We start from the raw sequence: 20,134 nt of genomic DNA on the forward strand, positions 1-20,134 counted from the left end.
CATCAACCTTCTTTGGAGAGATATAGTAAGACCTGCTATTTTAGTAGGCAAGTATCGTTTGTATCCAAAAATCCCCTGCCTTTAGGCATGGGGAGTATGTCAAAAGAAACTTTCAATATATTGGATAATATATATAATATAAATGATATGGAAAATGGAATTTTAACAAAGCTTTTTAAATAAAAAATGCATTAGAATTTTTTCTAGTGCATTTTTTTATATAATTATATTGTGAGGTGAATTTTATGGAATTTAGAGTATTAAAATATTTTTTAACTGTTGTAAGGGAAGAAAATATAACAAAAGCAGCGAATGTATTACATATTACCCAGCCAACATTGAGTCGACAATTAGCTCAATTAGAAGAAGATATTGGAGTAAAATTATTTAATCGTGGAACTAGAAAGATAAGTTTAACAAATGAAGGAATGTTATTAAGACGTAGGGCAGAAGAAATAATTTCTTTAGTGGACAAAACAGAACAAGAATTAAATGAACAAGATGAAATGTTAGATGGTGTGATTTCTTTGGGATGTGGAGAATTAAGTTCTGTATCAACACTAGCAGATATATTAGCTGGTTTTAAAAAGAAGCACCCACTTATTGTTTATGATTTATATACAGCAAATGCAGATGAGATCAAAGAAAAAATTGATAAAGGATTAATAGATATTGGTTTATTATTAGAACCTGTGAATATAGAAAAGTATGAATATATTCGATTGCAGACAAAAGAAGTGTGGGGTGCTGTAATGAGAGCTGATGATGAATTAGCTAAGCAAGAATTTGTTACTGCAGAACAGTTGAGTAAAAGACAAATAATATTAGCACGTAGACCAAAAGCCAAAAATGAATTAGCACATTGGTTTGGTAAGTATTATGATAAACTGAATATTTCATTTACAAGTAATATGAGTACAAATGCAAGTATTATGGTAGAAAAAGGATTAGGAAATGCTTTAATTATTAAAGGCTCATTGCCATTTTTAGATGAAAATAGAATAAAATGCATACCACTATATCCAGCTTTGATAGCTAATAGTGTTTTAGTTTGGAAAAGACATCAGCCATTTAATTTGGCTACAACGAAATTTATAGAGTATATACAATGCTTTTTAAGCATGCGATAATATAAAAAATAGGTATTAGACATAGATTTGATTTTTATTCTATAATGTGAATGTAAGTTGATATAAAAAATATTTGATTTACATTCACATTATTTTTTAGGTGATATATATAGTGATAGTAAGATATGAATTTATTATTTATTAAAAAAAGATAAGTGCAAATAAAAGAGGTAAGGAGGAAGTAAAAATGACAATTGGAGAAATATCACAAGAAATAGGTCTATCAGCAGATACTTTAAGATATTATGAAAAAATAGGATTATTACCTAATGTACCAAGAGATAATAGTGGCAAACGTAATTATGATGAGAATTTTATTAATTGGATAAAATTTATTCAAACATTAAAAAATAGTGGAATGTCTTTAAACGATATTATAGAGTATATAAATTTGGCAAAATATGGTAATAATACATATCAAGAACGCAAAAATTTATTAATAAAATCTAAGCAAATATTATTAGAAAAAATGTCGAATTTACAATCTATGATAGAGAAAGCAAATTATCAAATTAATAATTATGATAATATTTTAGTACCTAAGACAGATGCTTTAATATTTTAAATAAAAATATTTGAATATTCTTGATTTTTATAGGAATAGAAGAAAGGAAAATAATTATGAAAAAAACAATGATATTAACGTCAATGGCATTGATGTCTTTAGTAGCTGTAGGTTGTGCAAATGAAGAAGTTAAAGATACACAAGATAATCAGCCTGTTATTTCAACAAATATGGAAGAAGTACAAACAGAAGGCAATGCAAATACGAAAAAGCCATTAATAGTTTATTTTTCTTATGGTGAAAATAGTGAATTGCCACAAGATGTAGATGCTTCAGCTAGTGCTAGTATACAAAAATGGAATGATGAAAATACTGGCAATACAGGTATAGTAGCACATATTATTCAAGAGAAAACAAAAGGGGATATGTTTTCTGTTCAGACAGTAAATAAATATCCATCAACATATAATGAGACAGTTGATCAAGGAAAACGAGAGCATGAAAATAATATTCGTCCTGAACTTGCAAATCATATAGCAAATTTAGATGATTATAATACTATTTTCGTGGGTTATCCAAATTGGTGGTATGATATGCCAATGGCAATGTATAGTTTTTTTGATGAATATGATTTGAGTAATAAGACAATTATTACGTTTAATACTTCTGGCGGCAGCGCTTTTTCTGACACTATAAATACAATTAAAAAATTAGAGCCAAATGCAAATGTAATTGAAGGTATAACAATTAGAGCTGAAGATGTAGAGTCTAGTCAAAATGAAATTAATGAATGGTTAAATGATTTAGGTTATAATATCTGATTTAAATATAAATTTATAAGAAAGGACAGATAATAATGAAGAGAAAATTATTATCTGTCCTTTCTTATTTTTGCTACGTATAAAATATTTGTAGAAAATAAAACAATAGTGGAAAAAGACACTATTTTAGCAATGGATACACAAATTTCATGGGTGATATATGAAAAACCTTCACTATATCCATTAGATTTAAATGCGAAAATAAAAACGAGAATAAATGAATTAGTAAAATTATTATCAGTTACTGATGAAAATAGTGAAATTTATAAAGTAAATCATCATCAAGAACAAGATATAAAATTAAGTGAAGATACTAAAAATGTAGTTTTATTTGCACTACAGATGGCAGAAAAAACAAACGGAGCTTTAGAACCGACTATATATCCAGTGCTTAGAGAATGGGGCTTTACTACAGGAAAATACCAAATACCTGATGAAACAAAAATAAGAGATTTATTAAATTATGTGGATTATAGGAAAGTTAGTTTAAAAGAAAATCAAATATATTTGCCAGATGGTATGCAGATTGATTTAGGAGCAGTAGCCAAGGGATATATAGGTGATGAAATCATAAAAATTTTGAAGGCAAATAATATATCGTCTGCTTTAATAAATTTAGGTGGTAATGTTCAATTATTGGGAACAAAACCAAATGGTGATTTATGGAATATTGGACTTAAATCACCTAATAGTCAAGATTATATAGGTATATTAAGATTAGCGGATTGTGCGATTGTAACTTCAGAAAATTATGAGCGATATTTTATCGGCGAAGATAATAAACGATATTGGCATATTTTAGATGGAAAAACAGGTAAACCAGCAGATAAACATATTAATTCCGTAACGATTGTAACAAAACAAGGAAAATTAGGTGATGCTTTATCCACAGCATTATTTGTAATGGGAGTAGATGAAGCTATTAATTATTGGAAGTAAAGTAAAGATGAAAATGATGTATTTGAGATGATATTGATTACAGATGATAAAAAAATATATATAACTGAGAATTTAGTTGATAGTTTTACTTTGCAAGATAAAGATAAAGATTATCATATGGTGGTGGTAACTTTATGAACAATATTAATAAATCAGTAATATGTATTGTTTTGGTGATTATATTTATTGCCGTTTTTATTGGTTTAAGAAATAATTTTGCCGAAAAAACAAATACAGTGGAGATAATTCAAGAGGGAAATATAATTTATACTTTAGATTTAGATAAGAGTAAAGATGAATTAATAGAGGTAGAATTCCAAGGTTGTAAAAATATAATTCAAATAAAAGATAAACAGATAAGTATAATTGAAGCTGATTGTCCTGATAAAACATGTGTAAATATGGGAATTTTAAAATCAGCATTTACTCCTATAGTGTGTTTGCCCAATCATTTAGTAATTCAATATGTAAATGATGATAAAGAAATTGATGCTACGGTAAATTAGGTGATAGTGATGAAGACAAAAAAATTAGTGCAATTATCTTTATTGACTGCGATAGCACTGAGTATATTTATTGTAGAATTACAAATACCAAATCCTCTACCACTTCCAAGAATTAAATTAGGTTTAGCAAATATAGTGACTTTATATGTAATTTATAGATATAGAGCAAAAGAGGCACTATTGGTGCTGATGGCTAGAATTATTTTAGGTAGTGTATTTAGTAGTAATCTTATGGCTATAATGTATAGTTTAGCTGGCGGAATTTGTTGTTTTGTTGTGATGAGTGTACTGCATGATAAAATAGAAGAAAAATATATTTTTATAGTTAGTATATTAGGAGCTTGTGCACATAATATAGGGCAAATAATTATAGCAATATTTATAACAAAGACTTTAGCAATTATGATGTATTTACCATGGTTATTATTATCAGCAATGATTACAGGTTTATTTATTGGTTTATGTACGCAATACTTACTCAAAAGTAGAGCTATATTAATACAAAAATAAAAAATCCTATTGCTTAAAATTTTAGGCAATAGGATTTTTTGTTTATAATTCTTCTTCGACACGCATGAGGAGGAAGCAAAGGTCAGATAAACGATTTAAATAAATTTTTACATTTTCATTAATAGCTTCTTTTTCAGCTAAAGTTAAAACTTCACGTTCAGCTCTACGCGTAGTAGTACGTGCTAAATCTAAAAATGCTCCAGATTGAGTATTACCAGGCATGATAAAAGCAGTTAATGCTGGTAATTTAGCTTCAAACTCAACGATTTTTTGATCTATATTAGAAATGATTTCATTATTTATATAATATTTATCTGTGATACTAGCTAAATCAGCCATTAATTTTAGATTAGTTTGCTCAAGTTCTAATAAAAGTTGTTTAACTTCTTCTTTTTGAGCAAAAGCTCTAGCAAGACCGAGAGCAGAACTGACTTCATCAACAGTACCATAAGCTTGTACACGTAAAGAATTTTTAGCAACGCGTTCTCCAGTAAATAAAGATGTAGTGCCTTTATCCCCTGTTTTTGTACAAATAGACATATTTTCTCCTTTTATCAATCACCATTATATACGCTAAAGTCGATATCATGGTTAGGTATATAGATTTCTGTTTCACTGAAAAATACATGAACTTCACGTTCTGCATTAGCAGGGCTATCAGAAGCATGAACAGTATTTACAGTTTTGGAAAGAGCAAAATCACTGCGGATTGTGCCAGGTTGTGCTAAATTAGGATCTGTTTTACCATGGAGTTCACGAACTCTTTCAATAGCGTTTTCACCTTCAACTACTAAAGCGACAATTCTATCAGAAGCCATAAAATCCACTAAACGTTGGTAATAAGGTTTACCCACATGTTCAGCATAATGTTTAGAGGCTATACAGTCGTCCATTTCTAGCATTCGCATAGCTACAATATCAAATTTTTCTTTTTCATAACGACTAATAATATCGCCAATATGATAATTTACTACAGCATCAGGTTTGATTAATACCAACGTTCTTTCTCTCATAAAAGACAACTCCTATTTTTATTCTTTGTATCCATCAGCTAAAAGTTTATAATGTAAAGCTGATTCATGAAGTGCTTCGATTTCATCTTCTCTTAAAGCACGGACTACTTTTACTGGTGAGCCAAATAACATAGAATTATTTGGTAATTTTTTATGTTCAGTAACAAGAGAACCTGCACCAATTACACTATTATGACCAATTTCAGCATATCCAAGTAATATAGCGCCCATACCGATTAGAGTATTATCGCCGACTTTACTACAATGGATAACAGCATTATGACCGATAGTAACATAACTGCCAATATGAGTAGGTGCATTGCTCATTACATGAACAGTTACATTATCTTGAATATTTGTATAATCACCAACAACTATAGGTTGCAAATCACCACGAAGTACAGCACCTGGCCAAATATTAGTGTATTCGCCAATAGTAACATCACCGATGATTACTGCACTAGGATGAACATATGCAGTCTTAGCTATTTTAGGTGTATGTGATTTATAAGCTTGAATCATTAAAAAAATCCCCTAACTAAAAATAATTTATAATTATTTTACGACCATTACAGGAACAGGAGAATCTTCGATAACTTTTTGGCTTACGCTACCAATGAGAGCTCCTTTGAAGATACCAAGACCACGGCTACCCATGATGATGATATCAGAATTAGTTTCTTGAGCTACACGAATAATAGCTTTTGGACGAGAACCTGTTTCTACATGTTTTGTTGCAGTAATATCTTTTGGAAGTTTTTCCCAGATACGATCAAAGATGATATCACTAGGAATATGTTCATTGATATGACTAGAAACGTAAACGAATTCAAGAGATGCACCAGCTTTTTCTGCTAAGGAAATTGCCTGGTCAACTGCTTTACAAGCATTATCAGAACCATCTACAGGAACTAGGATTTTATTAATTTTACTCATAAAAAAAACCTCCTTATGATAGGACATAAAGTTTTATTTCATATTTCTTATATTATTAATTTTCGTGATAATTTTTAAAAATCCTTTTTTTGTTTAGAAATAAATTAAATTGAAAAAAGAAAATCTCTTAATATATTAACAAAATATACTAAGAGATTTTTATAATTAGTCTATATCTATTAAGGCTTTTCCTTGATGATACAATCCTGTGCGACAAACTAGGGCATTTTCTACGGAAATATTTAATTTATATTCATTTTTTAATACATCTAAAATTTCATTTGGTTTAGTGGTACCAGTAGATGTGATTTTTATATTTAAAGAAATATTTAAAGTATTATCTTCTAAATTATATTGCATAGCTTTAGGAAGATATTGTTTGATTTCTATTTCTTTGCGTTTTTTTGGTGTTTCACGAACAACGACAATTTCTTTAGTTTGATTAAATTTATTGATAGCTTCTGTTACAGTGTTTAAGTCATCTTGACAAGGTAAAACAATAGAATAGGAAGCTTCATCAACAATGGACATCAAAGCTTTAGCACGCATATCAATTTGTCTAGCTTTTAAAAGTCTCACTCCTGGTGGTAGTGCTTTAGATAATTTATCAAATAATTCAGGTTGACAAATATCTTTTTTTAATTCTAAATCCATATATTCAGCATCGCTTGTTACACCTACAGATAAAGCAGAAGCAAAAGAAATTTTCATATGAGGATTGAAACCTTCGGAGTAAGCTGCTGGAAGATGAGCGCGACAAATTGCACGTTGCATTAAAGATGCAAAATCAAGATGGGAAATATATCTTATAGGTTCGCCTTTTGTGATTTCTAAGCGATATTTTATCATTTAATAAAAACCTCCATAAACATAATAGATAATTATTTAATAGTATCCATATCAGTATCAAGTGTAGGGCAAATTCCGCAAGCGTTGCAATTACCATGACGGCAATCTCTTGTTAACTCGCCTTTTGTAGCTTTTTCGTATTCACGCAATAAGAATTTTTTGCTAACACCTGGAGTAGTATGTTCCCAAGGGAGTTTTTCATCAAATTTATATTCACGCATATTATAAAAATATGGGTCAATATTGCATTTATCAAAAGCGTTCATCCAAACATCATATTTAAATTCTTCGCTCCAACCATCAAATTTTGCTCCATCTAACCATGCTTGATAGATTACTTTGCTAAGGCGTCTATCGCCACGAGAAATAGTACCTTCTAGGATACTAGTTGTAGCAGTATGATAGTTAAACTGGATAGAGCGGTCAGTGATATGAGATTTTAATAATTGTTGTTTACGTTGGAATTCTTCTAAAGTATTTTGTGGGAACCATTGGAATGGTGTAAATGGTTTTGGTACAAAACAAGATACGCTAACAGTAACGCGGATATCACGGCGTTTAGTGATATAACGATATAATTTAGCAACTTTTGCACCGAGTTCAGCAATGCCGATGATATCCTCATCAGTTTCAGTTGGTAGACCCATCATGAAGTAAAGTTTTACAGTTTTCCAACCATGACGGAAAGCAGCACCTGTTGCTTCCATGAGATTTTCTTCAGTTACACCTTTATTGATTACATCGCGTAATCTTTGTGTACCAGCTTCAGGAGCAAAAGTCAAACCACTTTTACGGACTTGTTGCATTTTATGAGCAAGATCAATGGAGAAACTATCAATGCGTAGAGATGGTAAAGAGAAAGATACACGTTCGTTTTTATAATCTTCCATGAGGTCATCTACGATTTCACCAAGGCAAGTATAATCAGCAGAGCTTAAAGATGTAAGACTCATTTCATTATAACCAGTGTTATCGAGCATTTCTTTAGCGATAGTGCGTAAGCGGTCAGCAGTGCGTTCGCGTACAGGACGATAAGATATACCAGCTTGACAGAAACGACAACCACGAGTACAACCGCGGAATAATTCGAGCATTACACGGTCATGAACGATATCAATATAAGGTAATACAGGTTTTTTGATAGCGAAAGAGTCGCGGAAATTTTTGATTACACGTTTATTAATTACAGGTTTAGCTTCTGGGCAAAGCGGTAAAATTTCTTTAAAAGTATTATCTTCATTGTAATGAACTTCATATAATGAAGGAACATAGATGCCATCTAATTTAGCAAGTTCTTTTAAAAATCCTTGTCTGCCACCTACTTTACCTTGTTTTTTCCAAGTGATGAAAGTATCTACGATTTCATTTAAAACTTCTTCGCCTTCACCGATAACAAAGAAATCAAAGAAATCAGCTACAGGTTCAACATTATATACGCAAGGGCCACCACCAACGATAAATGGGTCATTTTCTGTGCGGTCTTTTTGCCAAAGAGGAATGTTGGCTAAGTCTAACATATTTAAAACATTAGTGTAAATCATTTCATATTGAAGTGAAAAGCCAACAAAATCAAATTCTTTGATTGGTGTGAAAGATTCTAAAGCATAAAGTGGTATATTATGTTCACGCATTTTGTCTTCCATATCAAGCCAAGGAGCATAAACACGTTCAGCTACAGTATCTTGTCTTTCATTTAATACTTCATAGAGAATTTTTAAACCAAGATTGGACATACCTACTTCATAAACGTCAGGCATGGATAAAGCAAAGCGACAATCAACATCTTCATGATTTTTGTGTACAGCGTTTAATTCGCCACCAGTATAGCGAGCAGGTTTGGTAACAGTTTGTAAAATAGAAGGGTCTAGTTTAATCAATTTAATATCCTTTCTTCATGAAAAAAGCTGCTGTATAGGAAATTTTTATTTTTCATACAGTAGCTTTTAAATATAATATATACCAAATAATAATTAATCTTTTTGTTCAGTAGACTTTTGTTTTTCTTCAGTTTCATCTTTTTCAGGAAGACCAACATGTTGAAGACCATTTTTAGCTACTTGAACTGTATTTAAAATGTTTTGGATGTAAACACTCATATGGTCGAATACTTGTTCAGCATATTGAACAGAATCATTGCGCATAGCTTCAGAATGTTTATATGTTTTTTCTAAAATTTCGTTTGCCTTAGCTTCAGCAGCTAAAGTGATTTCATTTTCAGAAGCTTTCTTTTGAGCATATACTTTTGCTTGTTCTATGATATTTTTGGCTTCTATGCGAGCATCTTCGATTATTTTATCTCTATTTGCATTGATTTCTTCAGCTTCTTTTAAAGCAGAAGGCCATTCTTTGCGAATATTACTTATGAGGCGAATGAGTTCTTCTTCGTTTACCAAACATTTGTTAGTTAAAAGGAAACGAGAAGAACTAGCCACAAGATTTTCTAATTCGTGAAGGGAGTCTAATAAATCCATAGTGATATTACCTCTATAATTTATAATTATTTTGATGTAGGTACTCGTTTAATTTTTTCATGTATAGCAAGTTCTACACAATGAGGAACTAAATGAGTGATATCTCCACCGAACTGAGCTAATTCTCGAATTGCAGATGAAGATACATGATAATATTTATTATCAGCAGTTAAAAAGATATTTTCAATATCTGGAGCCATGTTTTTGATGAGCATAGCGCGTGGAAATTCATAGAGAAAATCGTTGGCATCACGTAAACCGCGAACGATTACATGAGCATTTTTTTGATGAGCATAGTCAGCAAGTAGACCAGCAAAACAATCAACTTTTACATTAGGAATATGAGCAGTAGCTTGTTTTAATAAAGCTACGCGCTCTTCAACAGTAAATAAAGGTTTTTTATTTATATTATTGAAAACACCAACAATTACTTCATCAAACATTTTAGAAGCTCGTTCAAAAATATCAGTATGCCCATTAGTTACAGGGTCAAAACTTCCAGGACAGATAGCAATAGTCATATATTAATCCTCACTTTTATTTGATTTTAATTCATAAATACTTATTTGTGTAGTAGAACCATATTTTTGATTACGCAATAAAGTATATTGATGAAAATCTGAAGGTAGTTTATCTTCAATAGCATGTTCCATAATAATTATACCATCTTCAGTTAATAATGGATATTCATGGAGCATTTGCAAAACTTTTAAGCATAAATCTTGATGATATGGCGGGTCACAAAATATTATATCAAATTTTGTTTGTTTTAGATGTAATTTTTTTATGGTAGCAAAGACATCAGCTTTTAAGATAGTAGATTTATCAATAAGTTTTGTATGCGTAGCATTAAATTTAATAGTTGAAATACTATCTAAAGAGCAATCTACCATGATGGCATGATTGGCTCCTCGACTGAGTGCTTCTAAGGATAAATTACCAGTTCCTGAAAATAAATCTAAGACATTTTTATCATAGATAAAAGAACCTAATATATTAAATAAAGATTCTTTTATTCTGTCAGCAGTAGGTCGAGTATTTTGCCCTTTAGGGGCTTTTAATTTTGCCCCGCGAGCTGAACCTGTGATTATTCTCATAAATTATCACCTAATAATTTAGCTTTTAATTGTTTATAAGCTTTTGTATAGTATGGACCATTTTGAGATTCACGATGGTCAAAACCATAAGCACGTCTACTTATAGCCAAGATAGGTGGTGCTTGAATGCGTTTAGCTACTGCCATACCTGTGAATAAATTCCACCAACGTTCTAAGTCGCAGATAAAGTCTTTAGCTGTAGCAAAGTATTTATCTACAAGACCAGCCTTGCAACCAATATGTTCTTCTAAAGTTTTTTCACTATACCAAAGAAGAATATCTTCTGGAGTAACTTTTTGCCAGCTTTCGACAAAAGCGCGGAATAAATAATCGTGATATGGATATTTAATAGGGTCGCCCTTACCAGCATCAACATCTTGTTCACTAGAAAGTTCGGCACTAGGTACAATATCAATAATACCTTGAGGAATTACTTCACATTTATATACATGTTCATTTAGATAATGAGCTAATTCATATACTTGATATTTCCATAAATCAGCAAGACCAGCTAAAAATCCAGATTGGTCACCGTATAATGTGGAATAACCGACTGTAGTTTCTGCTTTATTGGCATTACAAGTAAAGCCCCCACCAATGCTAGCTGCCATACCAGCTAAAATGCGAGCTGAACGGTCGCGAGCTTGGATATTTTCTTTGACAAAAGAAGATACTTGTACTTTATGAATATCATTAGTAGCTAAATGAGTAATATCAGTATTTTCAAATTGATTTACAGTGAAATCAACAACTTCCTGAATTGGCACAATAGCATAATTACAGCCTAAGTTATGAGCCAATTGGCTAGAAAGACCTTTTGTTGTAGCAGAATTGAATTTACTAGGCATATTAATTAAGGTAATATTTTCAGCACCTAAAATATCTGCATAAAGAGCAGAAGCAACAGCAGAGTCAATACCACCAGAAATACCGATGATTACTTTTTGCATACGAATATTTTTGAGGAATTTTTTGATACCATAATGAAGTGCTTGGTAAATATTAGAAATATCATCATTTTGAGGAATTGGAAGTGGAGTATATTCATCATTGCCAAGCAAGTTTATATAATTATTTTGAGCTTTATAAGCAGGGCAAGTTGCAATGATATTTCCATTTTTATCATAAACTGTGCTAGAACCATCAAAAGTATAGATAGTCTTACCATTATTTTGAATACCAATATTATTTACATATATTAAAGGAATGTTATTATCTTTTGCTTGTTTTGCAAATACGCGATGGCGTTTATTATTTTTGCCGAAAGTATAAGGAGAAGCAGATATATTGATTAACATATCTAATTTATAATTTTGACAAAGAATATCAATCGGAGCAAAAGCATAATCATCACTCCAACCATCTTCACATAAAATACAACCTAAATTTAATTCTTGACCTTTGATATTGACTTTTACAGGAGAAAGAATATCATTTAAATTGAGTTTTAGTTCAGTTGCTAAGCTTTGTAAGCTGAAGAAATAACGACTATCATCAAATTCACGATAATTTGGAAATAGAGTTTTGATGACAAATGGATATGGAGATTTTTCAGGTTTGATTAATTTGCCATTATAAGCTGTATATAAAGCATTGTATTTACGAACGCGACCATCAGTATTTTTCTTATCCCAGTCAACAGCAATATTACCAAAAATGATACAAATATCTTGAGAAGCTGCGATAATATCTTCGCCATAGCTTAAACAATCTTTTAAAAATGCTGTTTGTTCCCAAGTATCACCTAAGAGATAACCTGGAATACACATTTCAGGGAAAATTATAATATCTGTATTATTTTGTTTAGCTTCATCAATAGCTTGAAGCATACGCTCTACATTTAGGTCAGGATGACTTGGTTCAACATCAATTTGGCTGAAACAGATTTTTACCATAAAACAACCGCCTTTATTATTAATTAATTATGTTACTACAATAGCACGAATTGTATTGATTTACAAGTAAATGAGCAGATAAATAGAGATATATATAAATAAAAAGCTTGCAATTTAAATTCTTTCTGTGATATAATGTTAGCACTGTGTTTTTTAAAAGTACGACATGATTTTTATTAGATATAATAAATATGTAGTCGTCAAGACAATAGGGCAAGAACAACCCGAATTTAAGCTTGTGGAGATAGTAGGTAACGAATTTGATGAAGCAAGAAGTCAACTATTATAATATGTAAATTATTTCTATTATTATAGAAGGCAGTTCATGACTTAGTAATTATTTTCTATCTTCCATTCCTTAAGGAGGTGTGCTAAATGGCAAATGTTTGCGAAATCTGCGCTAAAGGTGAAAGAGCAGGAATGAATGTAAGCCATTCTCATTTAAAAACTAAACGCACTTGGAAACCAAACATTCAGCGTGTACGTGCTGTAGTTGACGGTGAAGTTAAACGTGTTAATGTTTGCACTAGCTGCATGCGTTCTGGTAAAATCCAGCGTGCTTAATGGTCTTAACGGACATTATAAAAAATAAGCTGCTTAGTATTAAGCAGCTTATTTTTTATTGCTAGGATAAATCAAATATCATGATTAAATTTTAAGGAAAAATAATAGGAGAAAAAAATGGCATTTTCTGAAAAAATTATTGAAACTAGACAAAAAGCTTTAGCTTTATGTAAAGAATATTTTGCTCGTCCTGATGAAATAGCAGAATTTAATACTTTAAAAATTCTTGATGCTATGAGAAAAGTAAAAGTGTCTGAAGCGCATTTTAATACAACATCTGGATATGCTTATGATGATATTGGTAGAAATAAAATTGAAGAATTATATGCAGAAGTCTTCAAAGCAGAAGCGGCTTTAGTGCGTACACAATTTGTATCTGGTACACATGCTTTAGCTACTGTTTTATTTGGTATATTGCGCCCTGGTGATCAGTTGATATATATTACAGGAACACCATATGATACTATGCAAACAGTAATTGGTTATGCAACAGATAGCCCAGGTTCATTAAAAGAATTTGGTATTTTATATGATGAAGTGCCATTAAAAGATGGTCGTGTTGATTTTGATGTAGCTAAAGAAAAAATTACTACGAAAACCAAAATGGTAGTTATTCAGCGTTCTTGTGGCTATATGATGCGTCCAAGTTTAAGCGTAGATGAAATTGGCGAAATTTGTAAATTTGTCAAAGAAATCAATCCTAATTGTATTTGTTATGTAGATAATTGCTATGGTGAATTTACAGATACAAAAGAACCTATTGAAGTAGGCGCTGATATTATTGCTGGTTCTTTAATTAAAAATCCAGGTGGCGGTATTGCTCCAACAGGTGGATATATTGTAGGTAGAAAAGATTTAGTAGAACTTGCTTCTTATCGCATGACTTCTCCTGGTATGGGAGCAGAACTTGGTGCTTCTCTTGCAAATAATCGCTTGTTATTCCAAGGATTATTCTTAGCACCACATGTTGTCGCTCAAGCTGTAAAATCTGCGATTTTTGCTGCTGCATTTTTTGATTTATTAGGATTTAAGACGTTACCTGCACCAGATACAAAAAGAAATGATATTATTCAAGCTATTGAAATGGGTAGCAAAGAAAAATTAGTTGCTTTTTGTCAAGGTATTCAAAAATATTCTCCAGTTGATTCTTATGCAGCTCCAGAACCATGGGATATGCCAGGCTATGAAGATCAAGTTATCATGGCAGCTGGTACTTTTGTACAAGGAGCTTCTATTGAACTTAGTGCAGATGGTCCTATTCGTGAACCATATAATGTATATCTTCAAGGTGCATTGACTTTTGAGCATTCTTTAGTTGCTATTATGGGTGCAGGTCAAGCAGTAGAAGATTTAAATAAATAATTTTAGTAATAAAGTAAAATAAATACAAAAAAAGACACGTTATTTCGTGTCTTTTTTTGTGTGTATATATTATATTGGAGAGCTAAGGAAAAGCTTGTATTTAATATAACATAAATGATAATGATTTTCAATACCTAAAATAAATTAAATCATAAAATTTTTTGTTGGTTAAATATTTGTGTATAACAAAAAAAAGACACGTTGTTTCGTGCCTTTTTTTGCTTGTATATATATCATAATTGGAGAGTCAAGGAAAAGCTTATATATAATATAACATAAATGATAATCAATTTCAATATATAAATAAAAATAAATTTTTTTTAGAATAGCTTTATATAATTAGATAAGTTAAAATAAATAATAGAGAGATTGATAAACGGAATAATAAAAAAGTAAATTTTAATAAAAGAAATATTTTTTAGTAGAAAAATAATCTTATTTATAGTATTATTTTTGAATTGTTAAGAATATGTGAAAATGGTACAAATAATAATTTAAATATGTTAAAATACATCTTGCTGAGATTTACATAACTTTGAAATTTTATAGGAGGAGAAAGATGAGACATATTTCAGAATTAGCAAACACACATATTTGGCGTTACTTGAAAATCTTAATTGGATCGTTAATTGCAGGTTTAGGTTATAGTACGTTTATTATTCCTGCTAAGTTGCTTGCTAGTGGACTCAGTGGTATTGCTGTTATTGTTTACTATATGATTGATTTACCGATTGGTTTACAATTAATAGTATATAATATCCCAATTGTATATTTAGCATATAGAGTTTTTGGTAAATTATATGCGATTGATACGATTATTGGAACAGTAATGTTATCCGTAGCTATTGATGCTACAAGTTTTATCGGAAACTATCATCTGGTAGAAGACCCTATACTTAATTCTGTTTTTGGTGGTGTACTTGTAGGTATAGGTTGTGGTATTGTATTTAGAGCCAACTCTAATGGTGGTGGCTTTGATGTATTGGGTGCTGTTATCAAAAAATATTATTCCCTTGATTTAGGAACAGTAGTATTTGGTTTTAACTTGATTATTATTTTAGTAGGTATAGTATTGTTCAATGTTTCTATTGGTTTATATACTTTAATTAATATGTATATTGTTGGTGAAATCACTAATAAAGTAGTAGCTGGTTTCAATCGCAAAAAATTAGTAATAATCATATCACCATTTTCAGAAATTATTGGTTGGACTATTATTCAACATATTGGACGTGGCGTTACATTTTTAAATGGGGAAGGCGCATATAGTCATAAAAATCAAAAGGTAATTTTTGCAGTGGTGAATTTGACACAGGTAAGCAAGGTAAAACTCATAGTGAATGCTATAGACCCGACAGCTTTTATGATTATTACAGATACGTCAGAAGTTGCTGGACGAGGTTTTACTATAAAGATGCCGGAAAAACATTCGAGCAAGGATTTAACTGAATAAAAAGGTTTATAGGTTTGCCTTTATTAACCTAAATATATATTAGAAGAGGGATAGATATTAGGTGTCCGAAAAATTAAAACTATATGGATTTAATAATTTGACAAAGTCTTTAAGCTTTAATATTTACGATGTTTGCTATGCCAAAACACCAAGGGAACAGCGTGATTATATAAAATATATAGATGAACAATATAATTCAGAGCGTTTGACAAAGATTTTAACAAATGTAGCAGAAATGATAGGAGCTAGAGTGCTTAATGTTTCTAGTCAAGATTATGATCCGCAAGGAGCCAGTGTAACTATTCTCTTGGCAGATGAAAATATGCGTTTGGCAAAAAATGATGAAGTGGAAGATTGTGTGAGTAGTAAGACTGTTTTAGGTCATTTGGATAAAAGTCATATCACTGTGCATACGTATCCAGAATATCATCCAGAAACGAGTATTGCTACATTTAGAGTAGATATAGATGTTTCTACTTGTGGAGAGATTACTCCGCTTAGTACACTTGATTATTTAATTGGAAATTTTGATTCTGATATCATAACGATGGATTATCGTGTACGAGGTTTTACTCGTGATGTCAGTGGTAGAAAGTTATTTATGGACCATAAAATAACATCTATTCAAGATTATATTATGCCAGATACTTTATTGAATTATGATGCAATGGATATAAATGTGTATCAGGCTAATTTATTTCATACAAGAATGTTGATTAAAGAACCAGAATTAAGTAATTACTTATTTAATACTGATATTTATGAAATACCACCAAAAACTAGATTGGAAATAAGCAATCGTTTGCGTCGTGAGATGTTAGAGATTTTTAGTGGTACAAATGTTTTTTGATAAATCTTAAATGATTGATTAAAGAAGGTTGGTGAAATTATTGGATAGACAAGCACAAAAGAAAATGCCTGTTTTGGAAGCTTTAGAAAGATTTAAAAAAATGCGTGTAGTACCTTTTGATGTTCCAGGACATAAAAGAGGTAGAGGAAATAAAGCTTTATTAAATTTTTTAGGCGAAAAATGTTTATCTGTAGATGTAAATTCAATGAAACCATTAGACAATTTATGTCACCCAGTTTCTGTAATCAAAGAAGCTGAGGAATTAGCAGCAGATGCTTTTGGAGCAGAGCATGCCTTTTTTATGGTAGGTGGAACTACGTCAGCTGTACAAACGATGATTTTAACAGCTTGTAAGCGTGGCGATAAGATTATTTTACCGCGAAATGTCCACCGCAGTGCTATAAATGCGATGATTTTGTGTGGAGCTATTCCAATATATATTAATCCGCAGATGGATAAACAACTTGGTATATCGCTCGGTATGTCAGTTGAGGAAGTAAAAAAAGCTATAAGAGAAAATCCAGATGCTAAAGCAGTTTTAGTAAATAATCCAACATATTATGGTATTTGTTCTAATTTAAAAGAAATTATAAAAGTAGCCCATGAACATAATATGTTAGTTTTGGCTGATGAAGCACATGGAACACATTTTTATTTTAATAAACGATTACCTATAGCAGCTATTCATGCGGGAGCTGATATGGCAGCAGTAAGTATGCATAAATCAGGTGGCTCACTTACACAAAGTTCATTTTTGCTCACTGGTAAAAATGTAAAAGCAGGTTATGTTCATCAGATTATAAATTTAACACAAACTACAAGTGGTTCATATTTATTGATGTCTAGCCTTGATATTTCTCGTTCTAATTTAGCCGTACATGGCAGCGAAATCTTTGATTTTGTTATAGATTTAGTAGATTATGCACGACAAGAAATCAATAATATCGGTGATTATTATGCTTATGCAGATGAAAAGATAAATGGCGATAGTGTTTTTGATTTTGATACTACTAAATTAGCTATTTATACATTACCTGTAGGTCTTGCTGGTATTGAAGTATATGATTTATTGCGTGATGAATACGATATTCAAGCAGAATTTGGAGATATCGGCAATTTACTTGCTTATGTATCTGTTGGCGATAGAGCAAAAGATATTGAACGCTTAGTAAGTGCGTTAGCAGAAATTCGCAGAAATTATAAAAAAGACCATAAAGGCATGTTAGAAGCTGAATATATCAGCCCTAAAGTAATGTGTGGACCACAAGATGCCTTTTATAGTGAAAAAGTATCTTTACCATTAGATGAAAGCTGTGGTAAAGTATGCAGTGAATTTGTAATGTGTTATCCTCCTGGAATACCGATTTTGGCACCAGGGGAATTAATTACACCAGAAATTTTGGAATATATTCACTATGCTAAAGATAAAGGCTGTTCCATGACAGGCCCTGAAGATATGGAAATAAAACGTTTAAATGTAATTAAGGAGTGATAGATAAATGGATTTATGGTTCAGTGAATTACATACACCGTATGTAAAGTTTTCTATTCAGATTGATAAACAACTTCATTCTGAACAGACTGAGTTTCAGCGTATAGATATTTTTGAGTCTAAAGAATTTGGTCGCATGATGGTATTAGATGGCTATGTAATGCTAACTGAAAAAGATGAATTCATTTATCATGAAATGATAGTGCATGTACCTATGGCAGTACATCCTAATCCAAAGAGAGTACTTATCATTGGTGGTGGCGATGGTGGTACAGCTCGTGAATTATTGCGTTATAAAAATGTAGAGTCAGTGGATTTAGTAGAAATTGATGAGCGTGTTGTGGATATTTCCCGCAAATATTTACCACAGACAGCTTGTAGTTTTGATGATGAACGTTTGCATTGTTATTTTGAAGATGGTTTGAAATTCATTCGCCATTGTAATAATGAATATGATTTAATCATCGTTGATTCTACAGACCCATTTGGCCCTGGGGAAGGTTTATTCACTAAGGAATTTTATGGAAATTGCTATAAAGCATTAAAAGAAGATGGCATTATGGTAAATCAGCATGAAAGTCCATTTTATGATGAAGATGCTTTTGCTATGCAACGCGCACATCAACGTATTGTAAAATCTTTCCCTATAAGTAGAGTATATCAAGCGCATATCCCTACTTATCCATCAGGTCATTGGTTATTTGGCTTTGCGTCCAAAAAGTATCACCCAGTTTTAGATTTTGATGCTAAAAGATGGAATGCTTTAGGGTTGAAAACTCGCTATTATAATGCGAACTTACACAATGCATCATTTGCATTACCAAATTATGTGGAGGAATTAATGGAAGATGTTGAAGAAAAACATTGAGACATTTTTAGGTTGTGATAGAGAATATGATGAAGCGAAAATAGTTTTATTTGGCGCACCGTTTGACTCTACAACTTCATATAGACCAGGGACTCGTTTTGCTAGTCGTACTATGAGAGCAGAATCATATGGTCTTGAAACTTTTAGCCCATATCTTGATTTAGATTTAGAAGATGCCTATGTTTTTGATGGCGGAGATTTAGAACTTCCTTTTGGCAGTGTGGAAAATGCACTAAAAGATATTGAAGATTTTACTCGTCAGATTGTAAATGATGATAAAATTCCACTTATGATTGGTGGTGAACATCTAGTTACTTTAGGCAGTGTACGTGCTGTAGCCGAAAAATATGATGATTTGCATATTATTCATTTTGATGCACATGCTGACCTTCGTGATGATTATTTAGGAGCTAAATTATCTCATGCTACAGTGCTTCATCGTGTATGGGATATCGTTGGCGATAATAAAATTTATCAATTTGGTATCAGAAGTGGTGAACGTGCTGAATTTGCTTGGAGCAAAGAGCATGTACAGACTAGACGTTTTGATTTTGTAGGTTTGGAAGATGTTGTAGAAAAATTAAAAGGAAAACCTGTTTACTTTACAGTGGATTTAGATGTATTAGATGCAGCTGTATTCCCTGGAACTGGTACACCAGAAGCAGGTGGAGTATCTTTTGATGAACTTCGTCGTGCAATGAATTTAGTAGCTAATAAATGCAATGTAGTAGGCTGTGATATGGTAGAATTATCTCCACCATATGACCAAAGTGGTATCTCTACAGCTACTGCTTTAAAATTACTACGTGAATATTTATTAGCTTTAGATTATAATATAAATAATAAATAAATTTTTATAAAAGGGGGAATTTG

General features: G+C 31.3%; 22 protein-coding genes and 1 pseudogene. 14 read left to right on the top strand and 9 right to left on the bottom strand.

The genetic code is table 11. The annotated features are described in order from the left end of the window. The 7 genes from BMX03_RS11305 to BMX03_RS01895 form a co-directional block, all read left to right on the top strand. A partial coding sequence (locus tag BMX03_RS11305; protein ID WP_143052054.1) for a hypothetical protein occupies positions 1-183 on the top strand: 183 nt, incomplete at its 5' end. A gap of 62 nt (positions 184-245) precedes the next feature. Further along, entirely contained in the window at positions 246-1,130 is an 885-nt protein-coding gene (locus BMX03_RS01870; RefSeq protein WP_075554697.1) for a LysR family transcriptional regulator, read from the top strand. Between the two features lie 187 nt (positions 1,131-1,317). Further along, positions 1,318-1,695, top strand: a complete 378-nt coding sequence (locus BMX03_RS01875) for a MerR family transcriptional regulator (protein WP_091693391.1) — start codon at positions 1,318-1,320, stop codon at positions 1,693-1,695. 68 nt (positions 1,696-1,763) lie between these two features. Continuing rightward, positions 1,764-2,456, top strand: coding sequence for a flavodoxin (locus BMX03_RS01880; RefSeq protein ID WP_255361387.1), 693 nt, complete (start codon positions 1,764-1,766; stop codon positions 2,454-2,456). 132 nt (positions 2,457-2,588) lie between these two features. Continuing rightward, positions 2,589-3,395, top strand: a complete 807-nt coding sequence (locus BMX03_RS01885) for an FAD:protein FMN transferase (RefSeq protein WP_255361388.1) — start codon at positions 2,589-2,591, stop codon at positions 3,393-3,395. A 134-nt stretch (positions 3,396-3,529) separates the two neighbouring features. Next, a complete protein-coding gene (locus tag BMX03_RS01890) occupies positions 3,530-3,901 on the top strand; it encodes a NusG domain II-containing protein (protein ID WP_091693394.1) in 372 nt (123 codons plus the stop codon). A gap of 9 nt (positions 3,902-3,910) precedes the next feature. Beyond that, positions 3,911-4,411: a Gx transporter family protein gene (locus BMX03_RS01895; protein WP_091693397.1), complete on the top strand. Its 501-nt coding sequence runs from the start codon at positions 3,911-3,913 to the stop codon at positions 4,409-4,411. A gap of 42 nt (positions 4,412-4,453) precedes the next feature. Here the strand turns inward: BMX03_RS01895 and BMX03_RS01900 are convergent, their stop codons facing one another. From BMX03_RS01900 to nadE, 9 genes and pseudogenes are all read right to left on the bottom strand, one after another. After that, on the bottom strand, positions 4,454-4,951 hold the full coding sequence (locus tag BMX03_RS01900) for a cob(I)yrinic acid a,c-diamide adenosyltransferase (protein ID WP_008538497.1): 498 nt from the start codon (positions 4,949-4,951) through the stop codon (positions 4,454-4,456). A 14-nt stretch (positions 4,952-4,965) separates the two neighbouring features. Beyond that, a complete protein-coding gene (gene ndk / locus BMX03_RS01905; RefSeq protein ID WP_008538496.1) occupies positions 4,966-5,424 on the bottom strand; it encodes a nucleoside-diphosphate kinase in 459 nt (152 codons plus the stop codon). Between the two features lie 18 nt (positions 5,425-5,442). Next, positions 5,443-5,946 (bottom strand): gamma carbonic anhydrase family protein, encoded by a 504-nt coding sequence (locus BMX03_RS01910; RefSeq protein WP_008538495.1) that lies wholly within the window; start codon positions 5,944-5,946, stop codon positions 5,443-5,445. 33 nt (positions 5,947-5,979) lie between these two features. After that, positions 5,980-6,360 carry a universal stress protein gene (locus tag BMX03_RS01915; protein ID WP_008538494.1) on the bottom strand — a complete coding sequence of 127 codons (381 nt, stop codon included), beginning with the start codon at positions 6,358-6,360 and terminating at the stop codon, positions 5,980-5,982. Positions 6,361-6,525: 165 nt separating this feature from the next. Then, a pseudogene (locus BMX03_RS01920) lies at positions 6,526-9,086 on the bottom strand (TIGR03960 family B12-binding radical SAM protein). A gap of 93 nt (positions 9,087-9,179) precedes the next feature. Next, positions 9,180-9,680, bottom strand: a complete 501-nt coding sequence (locus BMX03_RS01925; RefSeq protein WP_015562665.1) for an ATP synthase subunit B family protein — start codon at positions 9,678-9,680, stop codon at positions 9,180-9,182. Positions 9,681-9,706: 26 nt separating this feature from the next. Continuing rightward, positions 9,707-10,201 (bottom strand): pantetheine-phosphate adenylyltransferase, encoded by a 495-nt coding sequence (gene coaD, locus BMX03_RS01930; RefSeq protein ID WP_091693400.1) that lies wholly within the window; start codon positions 10,199-10,201, stop codon positions 9,707-9,709. A 3-nt stretch (positions 10,202-10,204) separates the two neighbouring features. Continuing rightward, the gene (rsmD, locus tag BMX03_RS01935; protein WP_015562663.1) at positions 10,205-10,777 is read right to left on the bottom strand and encodes a 16S rRNA (guanine(966)-N(2))-methyltransferase RsmD; all 573 of its coding nucleotides are present in this window, start codon (positions 10,775-10,777) and stop codon (positions 10,205-10,207) included. Next, positions 10,774-12,672: an NAD(+) synthase gene (gene nadE, locus BMX03_RS01940; protein WP_075554694.1), complete on the bottom strand. Its 1,899-nt coding sequence runs from the start codon at positions 12,670-12,672 to the stop codon at positions 10,774-10,776. The genes rsmD and nadE overlap by 4 nt, the downstream gene beginning before the upstream one ends. A 375-nt stretch (positions 12,673-13,047) precedes the next feature. Between nadE and rpmB the strand changes: the two genes are divergently transcribed. The 7 genes from rpmB to speB all read left to right on the top strand — a co-directional run bounded on the left by rpmB (position 13,048) and on the right by speB (position 20,111). Then, positions 13,048-13,236, top strand: coding sequence for a 50S ribosomal protein L28 (rpmB, locus tag BMX03_RS01945; RefSeq protein ID WP_008538486.1), 189 nt, complete (start codon positions 13,048-13,050; stop codon positions 13,234-13,236). 117 nt (positions 13,237-13,353) lie between these two features. Continuing rightward, positions 13,354-14,598, top strand: a complete 1,245-nt coding sequence (locus BMX03_RS01950) for a methionine gamma-lyase family protein (RefSeq protein WP_091693403.1) — start codon at positions 13,354-13,356, stop codon at positions 14,596-14,598. A gap of 559 nt (positions 14,599-15,157) precedes the next feature. Beyond that, positions 15,158-16,051, top strand: coding sequence for a YitT family protein (locus tag BMX03_RS01955; protein ID WP_018999175.1), 894 nt, complete (start codon positions 15,158-15,160; stop codon positions 16,049-16,051). Between the two features lie 61 nt (positions 16,052-16,112). Then, positions 16,113-16,901 carry an adenosylmethionine decarboxylase gene (gene speD / locus BMX03_RS01960; RefSeq protein WP_008538483.1) on the top strand — a complete coding sequence of 263 codons (789 nt, stop codon included), beginning with the start codon at positions 16,113-16,115 and terminating at the stop codon, positions 16,899-16,901. A gap of 64 nt (positions 16,902-16,965) precedes the next feature. Next, the gene (locus BMX03_RS01965) at positions 16,966-18,393 is read left to right on the top strand and encodes an aminotransferase class I/II-fold pyridoxal phosphate-dependent enzyme (protein ID WP_177159339.1); all 1,428 of its coding nucleotides are present in this window, start codon (positions 16,966-16,968) and stop codon (positions 18,391-18,393) included. Between the two features lie 7 nt (positions 18,394-18,400). Further along, complete coding sequence (gene speE, locus BMX03_RS01970) at positions 18,401-19,261, top strand: polyamine aminopropyltransferase (protein ID WP_018999176.1); 861 nt, start codon at positions 18,401-18,403, stop codon at positions 19,259-19,261. Further along, complete coding sequence (gene speB / locus BMX03_RS01975; protein WP_091693406.1) at positions 19,242-20,111, top strand: agmatinase; 870 nt, start codon at positions 19,242-19,244, stop codon at positions 20,109-20,111. Before speE ends, speB begins: the two co-directional genes overlap by 20 nt. Positions 20,112-20,134: the final 23 nt, after the last annotated feature.

This window comes from Megamonas sp. Calf98-2 (assembly GCF_900110235.1).
Classification (GTDB): Bacteria; Bacillota; Negativicutes; order Selenomonadales; family Selenomonadaceae; genus Megamonas; species Megamonas funiformis.

What these genes read in the sequence shown, in the direction of transcription:
- BMX03_RS01870 (WP_075554697.1), top strand. Translation starts at nt 246, where the DNA reads ATGGAATTTAGAGTATTAAAATATTTTTTAACTGTTGTAAGGGAAGAA.
- BMX03_RS01875 (WP_091693391.1), top strand. Translation starts at nt 1,318, where the DNA reads ATGACAATTGGAGAAATATCACAAGAAATAGGTCTATCAGCAGATACT.
- BMX03_RS01880 (WP_255361387.1), top strand. Translation starts at nt 1,764, where the DNA reads ATGATATTAACGTCAATGGCATTGATGTCTTTAGTAGCTGTAGGTTGT.
- BMX03_RS01885 (WP_255361388.1), top strand. Translation starts at nt 2,589, where the DNA reads ATGGATACACAAATTTCATGGGTGATATATGAAAAACCTTCACTATAT.
- BMX03_RS01890 (WP_091693394.1), top strand. Translation starts at nt 3,530, where the DNA reads ATGAACAATATTAATAAATCAGTAATATGTATTGTTTTGGTGATTATA.
- BMX03_RS01895 (WP_091693397.1), top strand. Translation starts at nt 3,911, where the DNA reads ATGAAGACAAAAAAATTAGTGCAATTATCTTTATTGACTGCGATAGCA.
- BMX03_RS01900 (WP_008538497.1), bottom strand. Translation starts at nt 4,951, where the DNA reads ATGTCTATTTGTACAAAAACAGGGGATAAAGGCACTACATCTTTATTT.
- ndk (WP_008538496.1), bottom strand. Translation starts at nt 5,424, where the DNA reads ATGAGAGAAAGAACGTTGGTATTAATCAAACCTGATGCTGTAGTAAAT.
- BMX03_RS01910 (WP_008538495.1), bottom strand. Translation starts at nt 5,946, where the DNA reads ATGATTCAAGCTTATAAATCACATACACCTAAAATAGCTAAGACTGCA.
- BMX03_RS01915 (WP_008538494.1), bottom strand. Translation starts at nt 6,360, where the DNA reads ATGAGTAAAATTAATAAAATCCTAGTTCCTGTAGATGGTTCTGATAAT.
- BMX03_RS01925 (WP_015562665.1), bottom strand. Translation starts at nt 9,680, where the DNA reads ATGGATTTATTAGACTCCCTTCACGAATTAGAAAATCTTGTGGCTAGT.
- coaD (WP_091693400.1), bottom strand. Translation starts at nt 10,201, where the DNA reads ATGACTATTGCTATCTGTCCTGGAAGTTTTGACCCTGTAACTAATGGG.
- rsmD (WP_015562663.1), bottom strand. Translation starts at nt 10,777, where the DNA reads ATGAGAATAATCACAGGTTCAGCTCGCGGGGCAAAATTAAAAGCCCCT.
- nadE (WP_075554694.1), bottom strand. Translation starts at nt 12,672, where the DNA reads ATGGTAAAAATCTGTTTCAGCCAAATTGATGTTGAACCAAGTCATCCT.
- rpmB (WP_008538486.1), top strand. Translation starts at nt 13,048, where the DNA reads ATGGCAAATGTTTGCGAAATCTGCGCTAAAGGTGAAAGAGCAGGAATG.
- BMX03_RS01950 (WP_091693403.1), top strand. Translation starts at nt 13,354, where the DNA reads ATGGCATTTTCTGAAAAAATTATTGAAACTAGACAAAAAGCTTTAGCT.
- BMX03_RS01955 (WP_018999175.1), top strand. Translation starts at nt 15,158, where the DNA reads ATGAGACATATTTCAGAATTAGCAAACACACATATTTGGCGTTACTTG.
- BMX03_RS01965 (WP_177159339.1), top strand. Translation starts at nt 16,966, where the DNA reads ATGCCTGTTTTGGAAGCTTTAGAAAGATTTAAAAAAATGCGTGTAGTA.
- speE (WP_018999176.1), top strand. Translation starts at nt 18,401, where the DNA reads ATGGATTTATGGTTCAGTGAATTACATACACCGTATGTAAAGTTTTCT.
- speB (WP_091693406.1), top strand. Translation starts at nt 19,242, where the DNA reads ATGTTGAAGAAAAACATTGAGACATTTTTAGGTTGTGATAGAGAATAT.